Genomic DNA, 14,559 nt, shown 5'->3' on the forward strand with positions numbered 1-14,559 from the left:
AAATTTTTCGTACATTAGGCGCAATGGTGGTGTTGAAAACCGAGAAAACCGAAGGGGACTTTACTGATAAATTGCGGGGCATTGCCCGTTGGTGGTCAGAATTCAAGATTCAAACCCGCCTCATGGCCACAGCAACCCTCGTGGTCTCGATCATCATGAGTGGTTTCACCTTTTGGGCGGTGAATACCATTCAAACCAATGCCCACCTCAATGACACCCGCTATGGCCGCGATTTGGGGTTGCTCTTAGCTGCCGATGTGGCTCCCCTCGTGGCCAAGGGGGATACCGCCGCTGTTGCCGAATTTTCCCGTAAGTTCTACGAGCGCAGTGCCAGTATTCGCTACATCCTTTATGCCGATCCCGATGGCGAAATTTACTATGGCCTCCCCTACTCTGCCCCCCAAGTGGAAAGTGCGCTGACCCTGCGCCGCCGTATTCAACTGCCGGACACCTACCGTGCCAGCCAAGAACCCCTTGTGCGCCAACACCAAACTCCCGACGGCCTTGTGGCCGATGTCTTTGTGCCATTGATATTTAATGATGAAAATCTAGGAGTTGTGGCTTTGGGCATTAATCCCAACCAAACGCTTATTGCCTCTGCCAATCTCACGCGGGATCTCACGATCGCCGTCTTTGTCTCCCTCTGGATCATGGTGATCTTGGGCGGCGTCTTCAATGCCCTCACCATTACTCAGCCCATTAAAGAATTGGTGCAGGGGGTCAAAAACATTGCCGCCGGCAATTTTAAGCAACGCATTAACCTGCCCTTTGGTGGTGAACTGGGGGAGTTGATTGCTAGCTTTAATGACATGGCAGAGCGGCTTGCTTCCTACGAAGCGCAAAACATTGAAGAACTGCAAGCGGAAAAAGCCAAGCTGGATACCTTGGTTTCCACCATTGCCGATGGGGCAATCCTGTTGGACACTGACATGCGGATTATTTTGGTCAACCCCACGGCTCAACGTCTCTTTAATTGGGAGGGGATGAATGTCATTGGTCAAAATGCCCTGAACTGTTTTCCGGCGCCGGTGTGTGAAAAACTCACCTGTCCTCTCTACAAAGCCTCCAAGGGCGAATCGGAAGGGGGAGAATTTCGCGTCACGCTCCAAGAACCCAGCTCGCGATCGGTACGCATTTTGCTGACAACGGTTATGGATGTGCAACGGGAAAAACCCAAGGGCATTGCGATTACGATTCAGGACATCACCCGCGAGGTGGAACTCAACGAAGCCAAAGCGCAATTGATTAGCAATGTTTCCCACGAATTGCGCACACCTCTATTCAATATCAAATCGATCATCGAAACCATTCAAGAGTACGGCAGCAGTCTTAGTGAAAAAGAGCAGCAGGAGTTTCTGGAAACCGCGAATCACGAGACCGATCGCCTGACCCGCCTTGTGAATGATTTCCTCGATATTTCTCGCCTCGAATCGGGTCGCCCCTATCAATTTGGCTCGGTACAGATGGCGCAGGTGATTGATCAGATCATGCGCACCTACCAACTCAATGCTGCCAATAAGTCCATTACCCTCACTGCCGAAGTGGAAAACCCCTTGCCACCGGTTTGGGGCAACTACGATCTACTCATTGGTGCCCTCACTAACTTGGTGGGGAATGCTTTGAAGTTTACCCCCGAAAATGGACGGGTAACCATTCGTGCCTATGTCTGGCATCCCCCCAGCGATCCAGAGCAGGAACGGGTGCGCATTGAAGTCGCCGACACGGGTATGGGCATTGCCCCAGAGGATCAACCCCGCGTCTTTGAACGGTTTTTCCGCGTTGAGAATCGCGTGCATACCCTAGAGGGGACAGGGCTGGGGTTGGCCATTGTCCAAGATATTATCCACAAGCACAATACACAAATTCATTTAATTAGTGAATTGGGGGTCGGCAGTACCTTTTGGTTTGATTTGGCCATTGATGAATCCGCCCTCGTTAATAACCCTGATGGCACTGCTGAAACGGCACTTCCCCCCGCTTGAACAAGTTGATAGAGGAAGGGGGCGATCGCCCCACCTTGCCAACAACCACAAATGATCCGCTAAAATCTGAAGGCAAGAATCAATAACTCCTCACGCCAATGGTTCCTTGGGCTTGACCCTCAGGAAAAGAAACAAATTTTTGTATTGATTTTGCTGCCCTATCTAAAACCAAATAACTAAGCATTGGGGTTGAGGACGTGAAAACAAACTTATTTGCACCCGTTGCCCTTCTCTCTGTTCTCGGCAGTACGGGAGCGGTGTTACCTGCTTTAGCGATTCCAGTTATCACCCCCACCCAACAGGATATTCAGCCCCCCCTACCGGAACCACCCCCTCTACCCTCCCCTTCGCCACCCGCTCTTGAACCGCCCCCTTCACCCCCTAGGCCAACCCCCGAGTCAGAAAATGTTTTAATACCTGTACAAAAAATTGTTGTTGAAGGGAGTACTATCTTTGGGCCTGCGGAATTTGATCCGATTATTAAGCCCCTGGAAGGGCGTCAGGTGACGCTGGCGGAGCTACAAGGCGCTGCCGATGCGATTACAAAACTCTATCTTGAGGGGGGCTATTTGACCTCTCGCGCCGTTTTAGGCGAGCAGGTGGCACGGGATGGGGTAATCACGATTCAAGTGCTTGAAGGCCGCCTAGAGGACATTCGTATTGAAGGGAATAAAGGAATTATCCAACGCTATATTCGCAGTCGTATTGCCCTCGGTGCCGGCGTGCCCCTCAACTCCAATCGTCTGGAAGAGCAGTTGCGCCTGCTGCGAACGGATCCTCTCTTTGCCAATCTTTCTGCCAGTCTGCGACCCGGCACGACGCCCCAGGACAGTATTTTGGTGGTACGGGTGGTACCTGCCCGCTGGTTTAATGCTGCTTTTGGTTTGGATAACAATACGCCGCCAGCGATCGCCCCGGATCGGGCCACGGCCTTTTTGGGATACAACAACCTCAGTGGTCGCGGCGATAGCGTCTACGGTTCCTACGCCATCGGTAATAACCTAGGCACGTTTGACTGGGGAGCGTCCAACACTGTGGAGTTTGGCTACAGTCTGCCCCTCAATGCCATGAATGGCACACTCACCATTCGCACCGTACAAGCAGACAGCGAAATTACCCGCCCCCCCGCCCTTGCTGGCTTGAATATTCGCAGTGAGTCTTCTATTTACGAAGCCAGTTTTCGCCAACCGGTGATTCGCAATATCCGTGAGGAACTAGCCTTTGGCATTGGCTTCCTGATGCAGTCGGCACAGACTTTTGTTTTGGGAGTGCCAACCCCCATTTCCATTGGTTCTGATTCATCGGGCTATAGTGCCACCCGAGTGCTGGAAGTGAGCCAAGAATATATCCGCCGTGATCCCCAAGGGGCATGGGTCTTTCGTTCGCAGTTCAACTTTGGCCTGCCGATCTTTGGCGCCACCGAAAACCCCAGTCCAACCCCTGATGGTACTTTCTTTAGCTGGCTGGGACAGGGACAGCGGCTGCAACGCCTCTGGGCAGATAACTTCTTGATTTTGCGTACGGATGTGCAACTGAGTCCCAATAGCCTGCTCCCCTTTCACCAATTTGTCATTGGTGGCCCCCTGTCGGTGCGGGGTTACTCAACCAATGCCCTCTCTGGGGATAATGGCCTGCGGTTCTCTGGGGAAGCCCGTTTTCCCGTACTGCGCACTGCCAATCGTCGCCCAATTATTTCCATTGGGCCCCTGTTTGATCTGGGGGTGGTCTGGAACAATAGCCGTAATCCTGCGGGTGCAGTGCCTAACAATGTGATTGCCGGTTTAGGCATGGGACTCTTGGTGCAACCAACGCCCAACTTAGACATTCAGTTCCAGTACGCGGCACCATTGATTGATCTGCCCGGTCAAACCCGCAGTTTGCAGTCCGATGGCATTTACTTTACGTTGACGGTGCGTCCCTAGGGCGTATCGAGGGCTGTGCGGAGTGACTGACAAAACTCGGCGACAGCGGCAACTCCCTGCTCTGGTTCTGCCAGCCGTTTGACAAAGGCACTGCCGACAATGGCAGCATCGGCGCCCCAATCGCGCACTTGACGGGCATGCTCTGGACTGGCAATGCCAAACCCGACACCAATGGGCTTGGGGGTAATTTGCCGCAGTGTGCCCAATAGTTCCTGAACGCGACTGGCCATTTTTTGGCGCATCCCTGTGACGCCCGTGGTGCTGACAAGGTAGATAAAACCTTGGGAGGCGGTGGCGATCGCCTGCATCCGTTCGGGCGATGTGGTGGGCGCAATCAGTAGTGTCAATTCCAAGCCTAGATGCGCTGTTTCTGCAAGAACGGGTTCTGCTTCCTCAAGGGGCAAATCCGGAATCACTAAGCCCTTGATCCCGGCTTGGGCAACGGCTTTCAGAAATGAAGAGACCCCTCGATGGTAGATGGGATTGTAGTAGGTAAATAAAATGAGTGGTGCCCTCAGTTGGCAGTGTAAGTCCGTTGTCATTTCTAAGACTGCTTCGAGGCGAGTTCCCCGTTGCAGGGCGCGGGTAGCGGCTGCCTGAATCACAGGACCATCGGCCAAGGGATCGGAATAGGGCATTCCCAGTTCAATCAGATCTGCACCATGGGCATCTAAGGCCTTGAGGGCAGCAACCGTCGTTTCTAAATCAGGGTCACCGGCGGTCAAAAAGGGAATCAGGGCACAGCGTTGGCGGGCACGACATTGCTCAAAGCGTTCAGAAATTGTAGGCACAGTCACAGGCAGTCGCTCTCAAAGATGCATAATAATTGTGCCAGATTAGATACTGTTCCTATAGTGGCCGGTGCCAGTGAGGGTCATCTAAGCGTGAGTTGGTGGCGTTTTCTCCCCTTTGGCGATCGCCTGCGGCGCAGCGAAGCGGTTGGCGACCTGCGGCAGTGGACTCTAGAAGCACGATTGCTCCACTGGTTGACCCTAGTGTGGATTGGTCTTGGGTTGGTCGTCCTCTTTTCCGCTAGTTTTCCCGTGGGTTTGGCCGAAACAGGGGATGGGCTGTACTACTTTACGCGCCAGTTGCTGTGGCTTGCCCTTGGCTGGGCAGGGTTTCAATTGTTTCTACGGCTACCCCTGCGGCGATCGCTCCAGATGGCCATTCCAGGGTTCTTCTTGTTTCTGCTGCTGATCTGGGCAACACGCCTACCGGGGGTCGGGACAACGGTGATGGGCGCCACCCGCTGGATTAGTCTTGGTCCTTTTCAACTCCAGCCTTCGGAGATGATGAAGCCTTTTTTAGTCCTGCAAGCCGCTTGGGTGTTTAGTTCGTGGCGGCGGCTGCATCTCAAGGCACGCTGTTTTTGGTTAACGGCCTTTGCCGTGACGCTGCTAGGAATTTTAATCCAACCGAACCTCAGTACCACCGCCCTCTGCGGCATGACATTGTGGCTGATGGCCTTTGGGGCAGGTTTACCCTTGGCGCCCCTGCTGTTAAAAGCCATGAGTGGCTTGGGCTTGGCAGTCCTCAGCATGAGCATTAACGAGTATCAACGGCGGCGGGTGATGTCCTTCCTCAACCCTTGGGCGGATGCGATGGGGGATGGCTACCAACTGGTGCAGAGTCTCTTGGCGGTTGCTTCGGGGGGCGTTTTGGGCACGGGCTATGGCTTTTCACAGCAAAAGCTCTCGTATTTGCCCATCCAGCACACGGATTTTATTTTTGCGGTCTATGCCGAGGAAATGGGGCTATTGGGGTGCCTCTTGCTCCTAGGACTGCTGGCAGCCTACGGTTGGCTGGGAATGCGGGTGGTGAATCAGGCGCGGGATCCCCTGATCCAGCTCATTGCCTTGGGGGCAACGGTGATCATGCTCCTACAGGCCTTGATTAATATAGGTGTCGCCATTGGTATCCTACCGACAACAGGATTACCCTTTCCCCTCTTTAGCTATGGCGGTAGCTCAATTATGGCCAGTATGGCGATCGCTGGCCTGTTGATTCGCTGTGCCCGTGAAGGACAGCAGGCAGAGGTGATTGCCTTCCCCGCTGCCACAAACACTCGCGCCAAAACGTCTAGAACCCACCGCCGCCGGGCTGCCCCAGTCGTACCCCTGCGTCCTGAAGGGATCAATCGCTATTCTTCCCGCAAACCCTAGGCTGACACTTCCCGGCCATCTGAGCGCCACACGGCAATCACGGCAGGCCGAGGCACGACCACCTCTTCTCCATAGGGCCAGCGTGTTGACAGATCAGCTGTGGATTTTGCCCCTTCCCCCGGATGCTGAATGGCACAGAAAAAGGTTTGATAGTCACTGCTAAATTCAGGGCCACAAATTTCACAGCCGGGCACGCCAGAGAGGAACATCTTCAGTTCGCGGCGCTGCGGATTGAGGACATAAACGCCATCATTTTTACCCAAGCGGGTTGATCCGCCATTGCCATCGGTGGCAATCCAGACATTGCCGGCGCGATCGAAGGTCAAGTTATCCGGTGCTGAGATTGGCGGTACCTCTGCGTTGGTGGGTTCACCATACAGCACTAACTGGCGGTTCTTCTCTGGGGCGGAGGGATCTCCACAAAGCAAAGGTAAACGCCACTGAAACTGCAAGGCGGTTGGGTTATTGCCCTGCTCAATCATTTCAATCACATGCCCCATCACATTTTCAGGACGCGGGTTGGCGCCATCCGTGGCCTTAGCCTTCCGTTTCTCGTTGTAGGTCAGCGCCAGCCAAACACTTTTGGTGACCGGATTCCACTCAAAGTCCTCGGGTCGATCCATTTTTGTTGCCCCTAGGGCATCGGCGGCGGCGCGGGTGTAAATAAAACACAGGGCAGGATCCTGTTGGAAGGCTGTGGGCAGATTGGGGTTGGGGCTAATTGTACTGCCCTCAACGCGGGCGATCGCTCGCCATTCACCCGTCAGATCGTCATTAAAGCGAGCAACGTACAGTTCCCCTTCATCCAACAGATTCAAGTTGGCGGCGCGATCGTTGGCTTGGTACTTGCCCTTGGTAATGAATTTGTAGGCATACTCAAAGCGTTCATCATCACCCATATACACCACAACTCGACCATCGGGGGCAATCACCGTTGTCGCCGCCTCATGGCGAAACCGTCCTAGGGCTGTGCGTTTAATGGGGGCGCGATCCGGAGAAAGAGGATCCACTTCCACAACCCAGCCAAAGCGAAAGGCCTCTTGGGGTTCCTTCGCGATGTTGAAGCGATCTTCATAGAGATAAAAGCCATAGCGATCGGCTCGCTCATTGGGAATGTCATAGCGCTTATGTAGCTCCTTCACCATGCCCGTGAGGTTGCTATCACTGCCGCCAAAATAGCTATGGAAGTTTTCCTCGCAGGTGAGTACCGTGCCCCAAGGGGTTTTGCCCGCTGCGCAGTTGTTGAGGGTGCCGTTGACCCGTGTCCCCGTGGGATCCCCAGCCGTCTTCAAAAGGGCATGGCCTTTGGCAGGGCCAGAAATTTCGCAGGGCGTTGAACCTGTGATTCGGCGGTTGTAGGGCGAGGCTTTCACATATTGCCAGCCACCATTGGCGTTTTTGGCAATCTCGACAATGGAGAGGCCATGGGCTTCCCGCTGGAGTGCGGCTTGCCATTGATTGGGGCGATCGCCCACCGTTTGAAACATGAGTTCGGGATTGGTGTATTCATGATTCACAACGAGCAAATGCTTGCCATCGGGTGTGGTCTGGTAGCCAACAAAATCACAGTTGTAGCCAAAGCACTGCTGCTGCCGCTGGACATCAGCTGCGGTGACTGTTTGGTGAATGCGATTCCAATTCAAGTTTTCACCACCATCGAGGGCATCGCCCCAGCGAATCACGACGCCATGCTCAAAGCCCTCAGGCAGCGTAATTTTATCGTCGGTGTTGGGGTAAATCGTTGGAAAGCCTAAAGCCGGTGCAGTGGCACACCCTTTGGTCAGGGTTGCAAGGGTTAAACCCGCCGCGCCAAAAAGAGCAGTTTTTAGTACGGTGCGTCGGCTTAGGACACGGGGTAACAGATCACCAAAATATTCAGCCATGAAGCGTATCTCGTTCCAAATTCATCCACTGTGGGCAGCCAGTTTATAACTTAGGGAAGTTGGGTTAGGGTTTGCCTAAGAAATGGGGGAAAAGTGGTTAAGACCAGCTACAGAGCAGCGGCCAGCAATTTTTGCGTGTAGGGATGTTGCGGCTGGGCAAACAATTGGGCGGTGGGCGCCAGTTCAACAATCTTGCCAGCGTACATGACGGCAATGCGATCGCAAAAATAGCGGGCGACCCCCAGATCGTGGGTGATAAAGAGATACGTGAGTTGGAATTGTTCTTTTAACTGCTGCATCAGTGCCAGCACCTGGCGTTGAATATGGGCATCGAGCATGCTCACCGGCTCATCACAGACCACCAGTTGGGGATGGGTAATCAGGGCACGGGCGATCGCCACCCGTTGGCGTTGTCCCCCCGATAGGGCATAGGGATAGCGATGAACATAGGCTTCAGGGGGGGTCAATTCCACCTGTGCCAGCATCTCGCGTACCCGTTCTTGGGCAGCCTCTTTGGCCATCAGCCGATGAATTAGCAGTGGCTCCAGCAAGTTTTGCTCCACGGTCATTTTGGGATTAAGGCAGGCATGGGGGTCTTGGAAAATCATTTGCAGATCGCGGCGGACTGGGCGCAGTTGTGCCGCGGGTAATTGAGTTAAATTGCGCCCCAAAAAGACCACTTCACCGGCGTTGGCGGGAATCAGTTGCAGAATCAAGCGCGAGAGCGTACTTTTACCACAGCCAGATTCGCCCACAAGGCCAAGGGTTTCTCCCCGGCGCAACGTCAGATCGATGCCATCTACCGCTCGAATCGTGGTTTGCGGTTGTAGCCATCCCCCCAAGCGGTAGTGCCGCTGTAAATTGTGAACCCGCAGCAGTTCTGGGGCAGTGTCCAAGGGTGGGGTTTTTTTAGCGGTGAGTTGGGTGGCCGCAAGTAGGGACTGGGTATAGGGGTGTTGGGGCTGTTGCAGCACTTGACGAGCCGCTCCCCGTTCAACAATCTTGCCTTGGTGCATGACCGCAAGGCGATCGCAATACTTGGCCATCAATGCCAGATCGTGGGAAATCAGCAGCAGTCCTCGCTGCTCCTCTTGGCACAGGCGCGTGAGTTCATCGAGAATTTCCGCCGCGACAGTCACATCTAGCGCCGTTGTCGGTTCATCGGCAATGATCAGGGGTGGGTTCAAGAGCAACGCAAGGGCGATCGCCACCCGTTGACGCATCCCGCCACTCAACTCATGGGGATACTGATGCAGGCGATTGGCCGAAATTTTCACCCGATCCAACACCTCAACAATGCGCTGCCGCCGTTGGGAGCGACTCCAAGCAGAGCAATGACTCCGCAATAGCTCATCGCAGTGGTCATAGACGCTCATGAGGGGATTGAGGCGCGTCATCGGATCTTGAAAGACCAAACCAATTTGCTCGCCCCGCAGTCGCCGCAATTGGGAAGTGGTCAGCCCCAAAAGGGATTGCCCCTGAAGGGCGATCTCCCCAGCAACCTGTGACCCAGTCGGCAATAATTGCAAAATGGCCTTACCAATCGTGGATTTGCCACAACCTGACTCCCCCACTAAGCCAAACCGCTCCCCAGCGGCCACACAAAAAGAAACACCATCCACCACGAATGTTGCAGCAGATGATGTCTCCGTTGTAGGGTAGGCGACCCGCAGTTCCCTGAGTTCTAAAAGAGTCGCCATGGGCTGGTCGATCCTAGGCAGGTTCGATGCGGGCGTAAAAGACCCCTTGAATTTTCACTTCGTGAGGTTCGTGGGCACCCATATCATCATCGGAGAGTTGCTCACTTTCAAAGGTGCCAGCAATTTCACCCGTGCGGCCATCCACTTTCGCCACATTCAGAGAAATTTCACCCTTGGTCAAGGAGAAGCGTTTGACGTTGGCGCGAGCCAGCTCTTCTTCTTTACCTTGGGGAATGGCGATCGCCGAATCATAACCAGAAGCCAAGCCCCGTCCTTTGGGATCGAGGAAGTTGGCAGTGCGGTAGGAAGGAACGGTGAATTCCCCTTTGAAATCCGTTGAAGTGGTGATGCTAGTAATGTTGGGCTGAGTGCTCGCCACCAAGTTTTTCACTGTAAACAGCAGTGGGATACGCTCGCCACCGGGCATTTGCACGGTCACTGGTTGGAAATCAATCCCATCCTCTTCTATGAACGTGAGGCTGCCATCGCTGTTGACCTTGAGTTCCCCTTGAATTTGATCCAGGCTCGTGGTTTCGCGGGTCACCAGTTTTGTGGGGACAAATTCGGCCTCTTGGCGTTTGTTCTTAGGCTCTTCCTTGACCAAAAATGTCGTGGGCTGTAAGCACAGTTGGGCAATGCGATAGGTTTGGGAGCTATCAATGGGGTAGGCACCGCGTGCCGTATCATCAAGCGTGGGGCACTTGTTGGCCAGACCAGTGCCGACAATATCGTCATAGGTTAAAGTCTGTTTTGCGGCAAAGGCGGGGGCGCTCAAGGAAAAAATCCCTAAACATACCGCCAGCAGCGTCGCCATTAAAATGCGATATTTCATGGTTAACCTCAGAAGTCAAAGCATCTCAAAGCAGTCAGAGTGTGGGAGATACCCCTGCGTAAGAGTCCAGTGAAGGCAGCCATGCAACTACCTTATCAATCCATGATTATACGGAGCTTTGCGATCGCCTCAGAAAGGAAATTTTCACAGATATTTTAATTTCACAAGAGCAAAAACAATGACCGACCTCTCTCCGACTGGAGCGGCAAAGTAAACTATAAAAAAGCAGGAGCGGGAGTGAGTTCATGGATGACAGCGAGTTGTTTGCTGTTTTTGTTGCCGATGTTGTCAATGGGGCTGAGAGCCTTGCCTCAAATCCCAACTATCGCATTGAATCGGTTTTAGGGACTTGGCAACTGGTGGACAACAAAGCGGGCGTCATTGCCACGGGCAAAAGTGAGAATGGTCAACCGCAGATCATGGTCAAGCGCTACTGCGATGCGTGGGAATCTTTGCGACAAGCATTGACCCATGGATCATTCTTCCCTGATCTCGCTCAAAATAAGGCACAACTGGTGCCCTTTACCCGTGCCGCCATTCCCGAAGGCTATCAACTCTATGATTGTGCTGCCAGTGAGATGTGGCGCAGTTGGCGACGGGGCGCAGTTAATTATGTCCATATCTATACCGCGAATCAGTGGCGATCGGTGGGGGAAATTTCCTGTAGTGGCGGTGTGGTCTTTATTCCCGTTCCCGATCTCGATAAAGAGATTCAGATTACCAGTTCGTCATTGATGTCTTGGTTAGGCGTTCCTAATGCTTAGAACCCTAAAAAGGCTTAAGAAACTATGGATTAGGGGAGAGCGATCGCCCCAATGGATCAAACAGAACCTAAAGACTCTAGAGATAATAGACGTATAACCATAGCGACCTAGCAACACAATGCTTCCCTGTTTGCGACCTCGCCAGCCGATTTCCCCTTGAGGCAACTATGTCAGAACCGTACCGCGATACCAACATTGGCCAAATTCTGATGAATCGGTACCAGCTGACGGAGCTGATTGGCAAAGGCTCAATGGGACGGGTGTATCGGGCAGAGGACATTCTCCTTGGCGGCGTTCCGGTTGCCGTTAAATTCCTGTCGCAAACCCTGCTCAACGATCGCATGAAAACCCGCTTTGCCCAAGAAGCGCGCGCGGGTGCTCTCCTCGGTCAGAAAAGTATGCACGTGGTGCGGGTGCTCGACTACGGCATGAACAACGAGGAAATTCCCTTCTACGTCATGGAATTTTTGGAAGGCGAAAACCTCAGTGATTTGCTCCTAGAAGAACCCCTGCCCTTAAGCCGATTTCTGCGAATTGCACGCCATATGTGCCTTGGTCTGCAGGTAGCCCATGAGGGAATTATCATCGAAGGCCAAAAATGCCCCATTATTCACCGTGACATTAAACCTAGCAACGTCCTTGTGATTCAGGATGGCACGATGGGGGAACTTGCGAAGCTATTGGATTTTGGGATTGCCAAATTTTTGGGGGATGTCTCTGAAAAAAGGCAAACCTCGTCGTTTATGGGCACTTTGGCCTACTGTTCCCCAGAGCAAATTGAAGGGCGAGAGTTGGATCACCGCTCGGATATCTACAGTCTTGGCATCACCATGTATGAGCTACTCACCGGCAAGATGCCCATTCAGGCGGACACCCACTCCATTGGCAGTTGGTTTAAGGCACACCACTTCCAAAAGCCAGTGCCCTTCAATGTGGCCAGTCCAGGGTTGTATCTTCCTCCTGTCCTTGAGGAACTGATCATGGCCTGCATGGCCAAGTCCCCCAGCGATCGCCCCCAAAACGTCGGTGAAATTATCAAGGTCTTAACAGCCCTTGAGGAACAGTTTGGGAGTAGTCGAGTCACCCAGCCGGGGGTAGAGGTCGCTGCAAAAGTCTCTCAACCCTCAGAACGCCAGTCTCAACCGCCTGTTGCCCTTGCAACGGTTGAAGAAGTCTGCTGGCAAAGTGTTTGGCCTGCCGATAAACCCGTAGCGGAAATTGTCTTTCCGATGCCTTTGTATGCACAGCGGGAATCAGCCGCCTCGCTGTGGGTGATGCTGCCTCGCCCAGAAATTGATCGGCGCATGCTCAATATTCGCTACAACCAGTTTCTCTTTACCACCAGTCCCCACCCGATGATCCTCTGGATTACTGCCATCTACGATCCCAAGCAAGGGCCCCGCTGGTTGCCCTGTTATTTGGATATGAAACTGCCACGCAACCAAGAACTCTGCGTTTTGCTCTCGGAGACCGGCTACTATCCGCTGCTCTTTTTCTCCCTTGAGGATCCGCAACACTGCATCAATGTCCGCATGTTTACGATCGCTACCTTCCAGCGGCAACTGCTACGGGATTGGCTGCAAACCAGTAAAAGCTTGCCCAGTTCTGCCCCAGCGATTGTGAGCCGTAATCTCCTCAAAGCAGAGTTTGAAAACTACAAGCCGCAAATCCTCGCCAAGCTGGAGAACGTGAAGATGGCCACAGTCATTGATTAGGGATATTGCGATCGCCCTCTAGGACAGCAATAGAGAAAAATATATTAAGAGATGTTGCGGAATTAGTAAAGAATTGTTACAGTGAGGGTACAGGGTTCGATCAGGAGTCAAAACCATGGAAGATACCAAAACCATCAAAGCTGAAGATCGCAACGCATGGGTCTTTGGATTCACCCCCCAAGCTGAAATTTGGAACGGTCGCCTCGCCATGATCGGCTTTGTGGCGGCGCTACTCACAGAACTGATCACCAAACAAGGCGTGCTTCACTTCTGGGGTCTCCTCTAGACCTTAACTCTCTCCCAATTTTCAGCGGTCAAAGTGTCATTTTGAGGTCAGTAATGGCCTCTTTTTTTTGGCCAATTCAGCGGTACTACAAGGCAAACACAGCGCCTTTCACAAGGAGAGCACACCTTCAAAACCGTGAAAGCGACTAGCAGAGAGGATTGTACTCCCTCTATCCATCCCAATAGGTCAGGACTGTAGCGGGAAATGCCGCTGTCAAAGTACCTGTTAAATAATCCGCAATTGAGTATGAATAAATCGAATAAATCTAGGAGTGATTCACACGAGGAATCCCCAGACTGTAGTTGCGCACACGACTGTTGAGGTTGTAGCCAATTTCCCCCTGCATCAGCAAAGAGCGAATAAAATGCTCCAAGTCCGAGCCAATGCGCCGCAGATTATATTCCGTCAAGTCCTCGCCAGCGGCATTTGCCACCAACTCCTGAAATTTGGCTTCCACCTTCGCTAGGGCGGCGTCGTTCCACTCCAACTCGTTATCGGGATCCACATTCAGCGTCAGCGTTTCTGTATCAGGATGAACTTCCCCATCAACCACATGGCCGGCATAGATGTGAACGTGGCGTGTTGTAGACTTCAGTAGCATGGCTAACCAATGACGAGTGAACCGTAGTTCGTAAACGCTTATACTATACCAAGAATCCTTGCGCGGAAAGTTTCGAAAAACTCATGCCTTAACCCAAGAATCCGTAATAGAACTAGGCTGGATTCTAGGCTGATTTTGGCTAGCGATCGCTAAAAGCTGAACATAAAAGGGGCAATTGCCCCCTCTATCCATCCAGATTTTTAGCTACCTCACAAAATTTCCCAGCCGCCTATGTGGTAACGGGCTTCCTCCTAACGTGCCTGTCGTTGCTCCCAGCGTCGCCGGCCACCCGCCCAGGGGGGAGGTCCACCATGGGGACGAATGTTAATCACCTCGCCATTGGCGCGGGTAATGCGAAAGGCGTCAAAATCATAGTCATCATATTTCCCTACCACCGTGACCGTTTCGCCGGGCTGAAGATTAATTTGGTGGAACCAACGGGGACCGGCATCCACAATGACTTGGCCAGTACCATCGTCGAGGATAAATTCATTACCAACAACACTGCGTACGGTGCCGCGAATGGTAATGCCATAGACATTGCCTAAATTACGAATCGGAGTTACCGACTGGGCAACACTTTGAGCTATCGGTGGCATCAAAACGCCCGTAGTACCTACAAAAAGAGACATACCCAAAGCCCATAAATACTTCCTAACCATCTTCTGTGTCCTCAATGCTTCAATCCCTAGATTAAGGAAAAAAAATG

At 52.9% G+C, this 14,559-nt stretch carries 12 protein-coding genes; 6 read left to right on the top strand and 6 right to left on the bottom strand.

Features of this window, described 5'->3' with window-relative positions:
• Window positions 1–23 precede the first annotated feature (23 nt).
• Both nblS and RHI63_RS07785 read left to right on the top strand, forming a co-directional pair.
• Window positions 24–1,982: a two-component system sensor histidine kinase NblS gene (gene nblS, locus RHI63_RS07780; protein WP_310742852.1), complete on the top strand. Its 1,959-nt coding sequence runs from the start codon at window positions 24–26 to the stop codon at window positions 1,980–1,982.
• Between the two features lie 197 nt (window positions 1,983–2,179).
• Complete coding sequence (locus tag RHI63_RS07785) at window positions 2,180–3,904, top strand: ShlB/FhaC/HecB family hemolysin secretion/activation protein (protein ID WP_225901529.1); 1,725 nt, start codon at window positions 2,180–2,182, stop codon at window positions 3,902–3,904.
• On the opposite strand, the gene trpA is transcribed toward RHI63_RS07785, so the two are convergent.
• Complete coding sequence (gene trpA, locus RHI63_RS07790) at window positions 3,901–4,695, bottom strand: tryptophan synthase subunit alpha (RefSeq protein WP_315863373.1); 795 nt, start codon at window positions 4,693–4,695, stop codon at window positions 3,901–3,903. The genes RHI63_RS07785 and trpA overlap by 4 nt on opposite strands.
• A gap of 93 nt (window positions 4,696–4,788) precedes the next feature.
• Here trpA and RHI63_RS07795 point away from each other — a divergent pair, with 93 nt between their 5' ends.
• Entirely contained in the window at window positions 4,789–6,069 is a 1,281-nt protein-coding gene (locus tag RHI63_RS07795) for a putative peptidoglycan glycosyltransferase FtsW (protein ID WP_310821439.1), read from the top strand.
• On the opposite strand, the gene RHI63_RS07800 is transcribed toward RHI63_RS07795, so the two are convergent.
• From RHI63_RS07800 to RHI63_RS07810, 3 genes are all read right to left on the bottom strand, one after another.
• A complete protein-coding gene (locus RHI63_RS07800) occupies window positions 6,066–7,952 on the bottom strand; it encodes a PhoX family phosphatase (protein ID WP_310821440.1) in 1,887 nt (628 codons plus the stop codon). The two genes, RHI63_RS07795 and RHI63_RS07800, sit on opposite strands and share 4 nt — an antisense overlap.
• Window positions 7,953–8,059: 107 nt before the next feature.
• Window positions 8,060–9,652 (bottom strand): ABC transporter ATP-binding protein, encoded by a 1,593-nt coding sequence (locus tag RHI63_RS07805; protein ID WP_310821441.1) that lies wholly within the window; start codon window positions 9,650–9,652, stop codon window positions 8,060–8,062.
• 13 nt (window positions 9,653–9,665) lie between these two features.
• Window positions 9,666–10,484: a photosystem II manganese-stabilizing polypeptide gene (locus RHI63_RS07810; protein WP_206199681.1), complete on the bottom strand. Its 819-nt coding sequence runs from the start codon at window positions 10,482–10,484 to the stop codon at window positions 9,666–9,668.
• 245 nt (window positions 10,485–10,729) lie between these two features.
• On the opposite strand from RHI63_RS07810, the gene RHI63_RS07815 reads away from it, so the two are divergent.
• The 3 genes from RHI63_RS07815 (at window position 10,730) to RHI63_RS07825 (ending at window position 13,249) form a co-directional block, all read left to right on the top strand.
• Window positions 10,730–11,248 carry a hypothetical protein gene (locus RHI63_RS07815; RefSeq protein ID WP_302676232.1) on the top strand — a complete coding sequence of 173 codons (519 nt, stop codon included), beginning with the start codon at window positions 10,730–10,732 and terminating at the stop codon, window positions 11,246–11,248.
• 167 nt (window positions 11,249–11,415) lie between these two features.
• The gene (locus tag RHI63_RS07820; RefSeq protein WP_310821442.1) at window positions 11,416–12,963 is read left to right on the top strand and encodes a serine/threonine-protein kinase; all 1,548 of its coding nucleotides are present in this window, start codon (window positions 11,416–11,418) and stop codon (window positions 12,961–12,963) included.
• A gap of 115 nt (window positions 12,964–13,078) precedes the next feature.
• Window positions 13,079–13,249, top strand: a complete 171-nt coding sequence (locus RHI63_RS07825) for a chlorophyll a/b-binding protein (protein WP_011056299.1) — start codon at window positions 13,079–13,081, stop codon at window positions 13,247–13,249.
• A 265-nt stretch (window positions 13,250–13,514) separates the two neighbouring features.
• On the opposite strand, the gene ndhM is transcribed toward RHI63_RS07825, so the two are convergent.
• Window positions 13,515–13,850 (bottom strand): photosynthetic/respiratory NAD(P)H-quinone oxidoreductase subunit M, encoded by a 336-nt coding sequence (gene ndhM, locus RHI63_RS07830; protein ID WP_206199685.1) that lies wholly within the window; start codon window positions 13,848–13,850, stop codon window positions 13,515–13,517.
• A 251-nt stretch (window positions 13,851–14,101) separates the two neighbouring features.
• Entirely contained in the window at window positions 14,102–14,482 is a 381-nt protein-coding gene (locus RHI63_RS07835; protein WP_310821443.1) for a hypothetical protein, read from the bottom strand.
• Window positions 14,483–14,559: the final 77 nt, after the last annotated feature.

The organism is Thermosynechococcus sp. GLH187, from assembly GCF_031583395.1.
Classification (GTDB): domain Bacteria; phylum Cyanobacteriota; class Cyanobacteriia; order Thermosynechococcales; family Thermosynechococcaceae; genus Thermosynechococcus.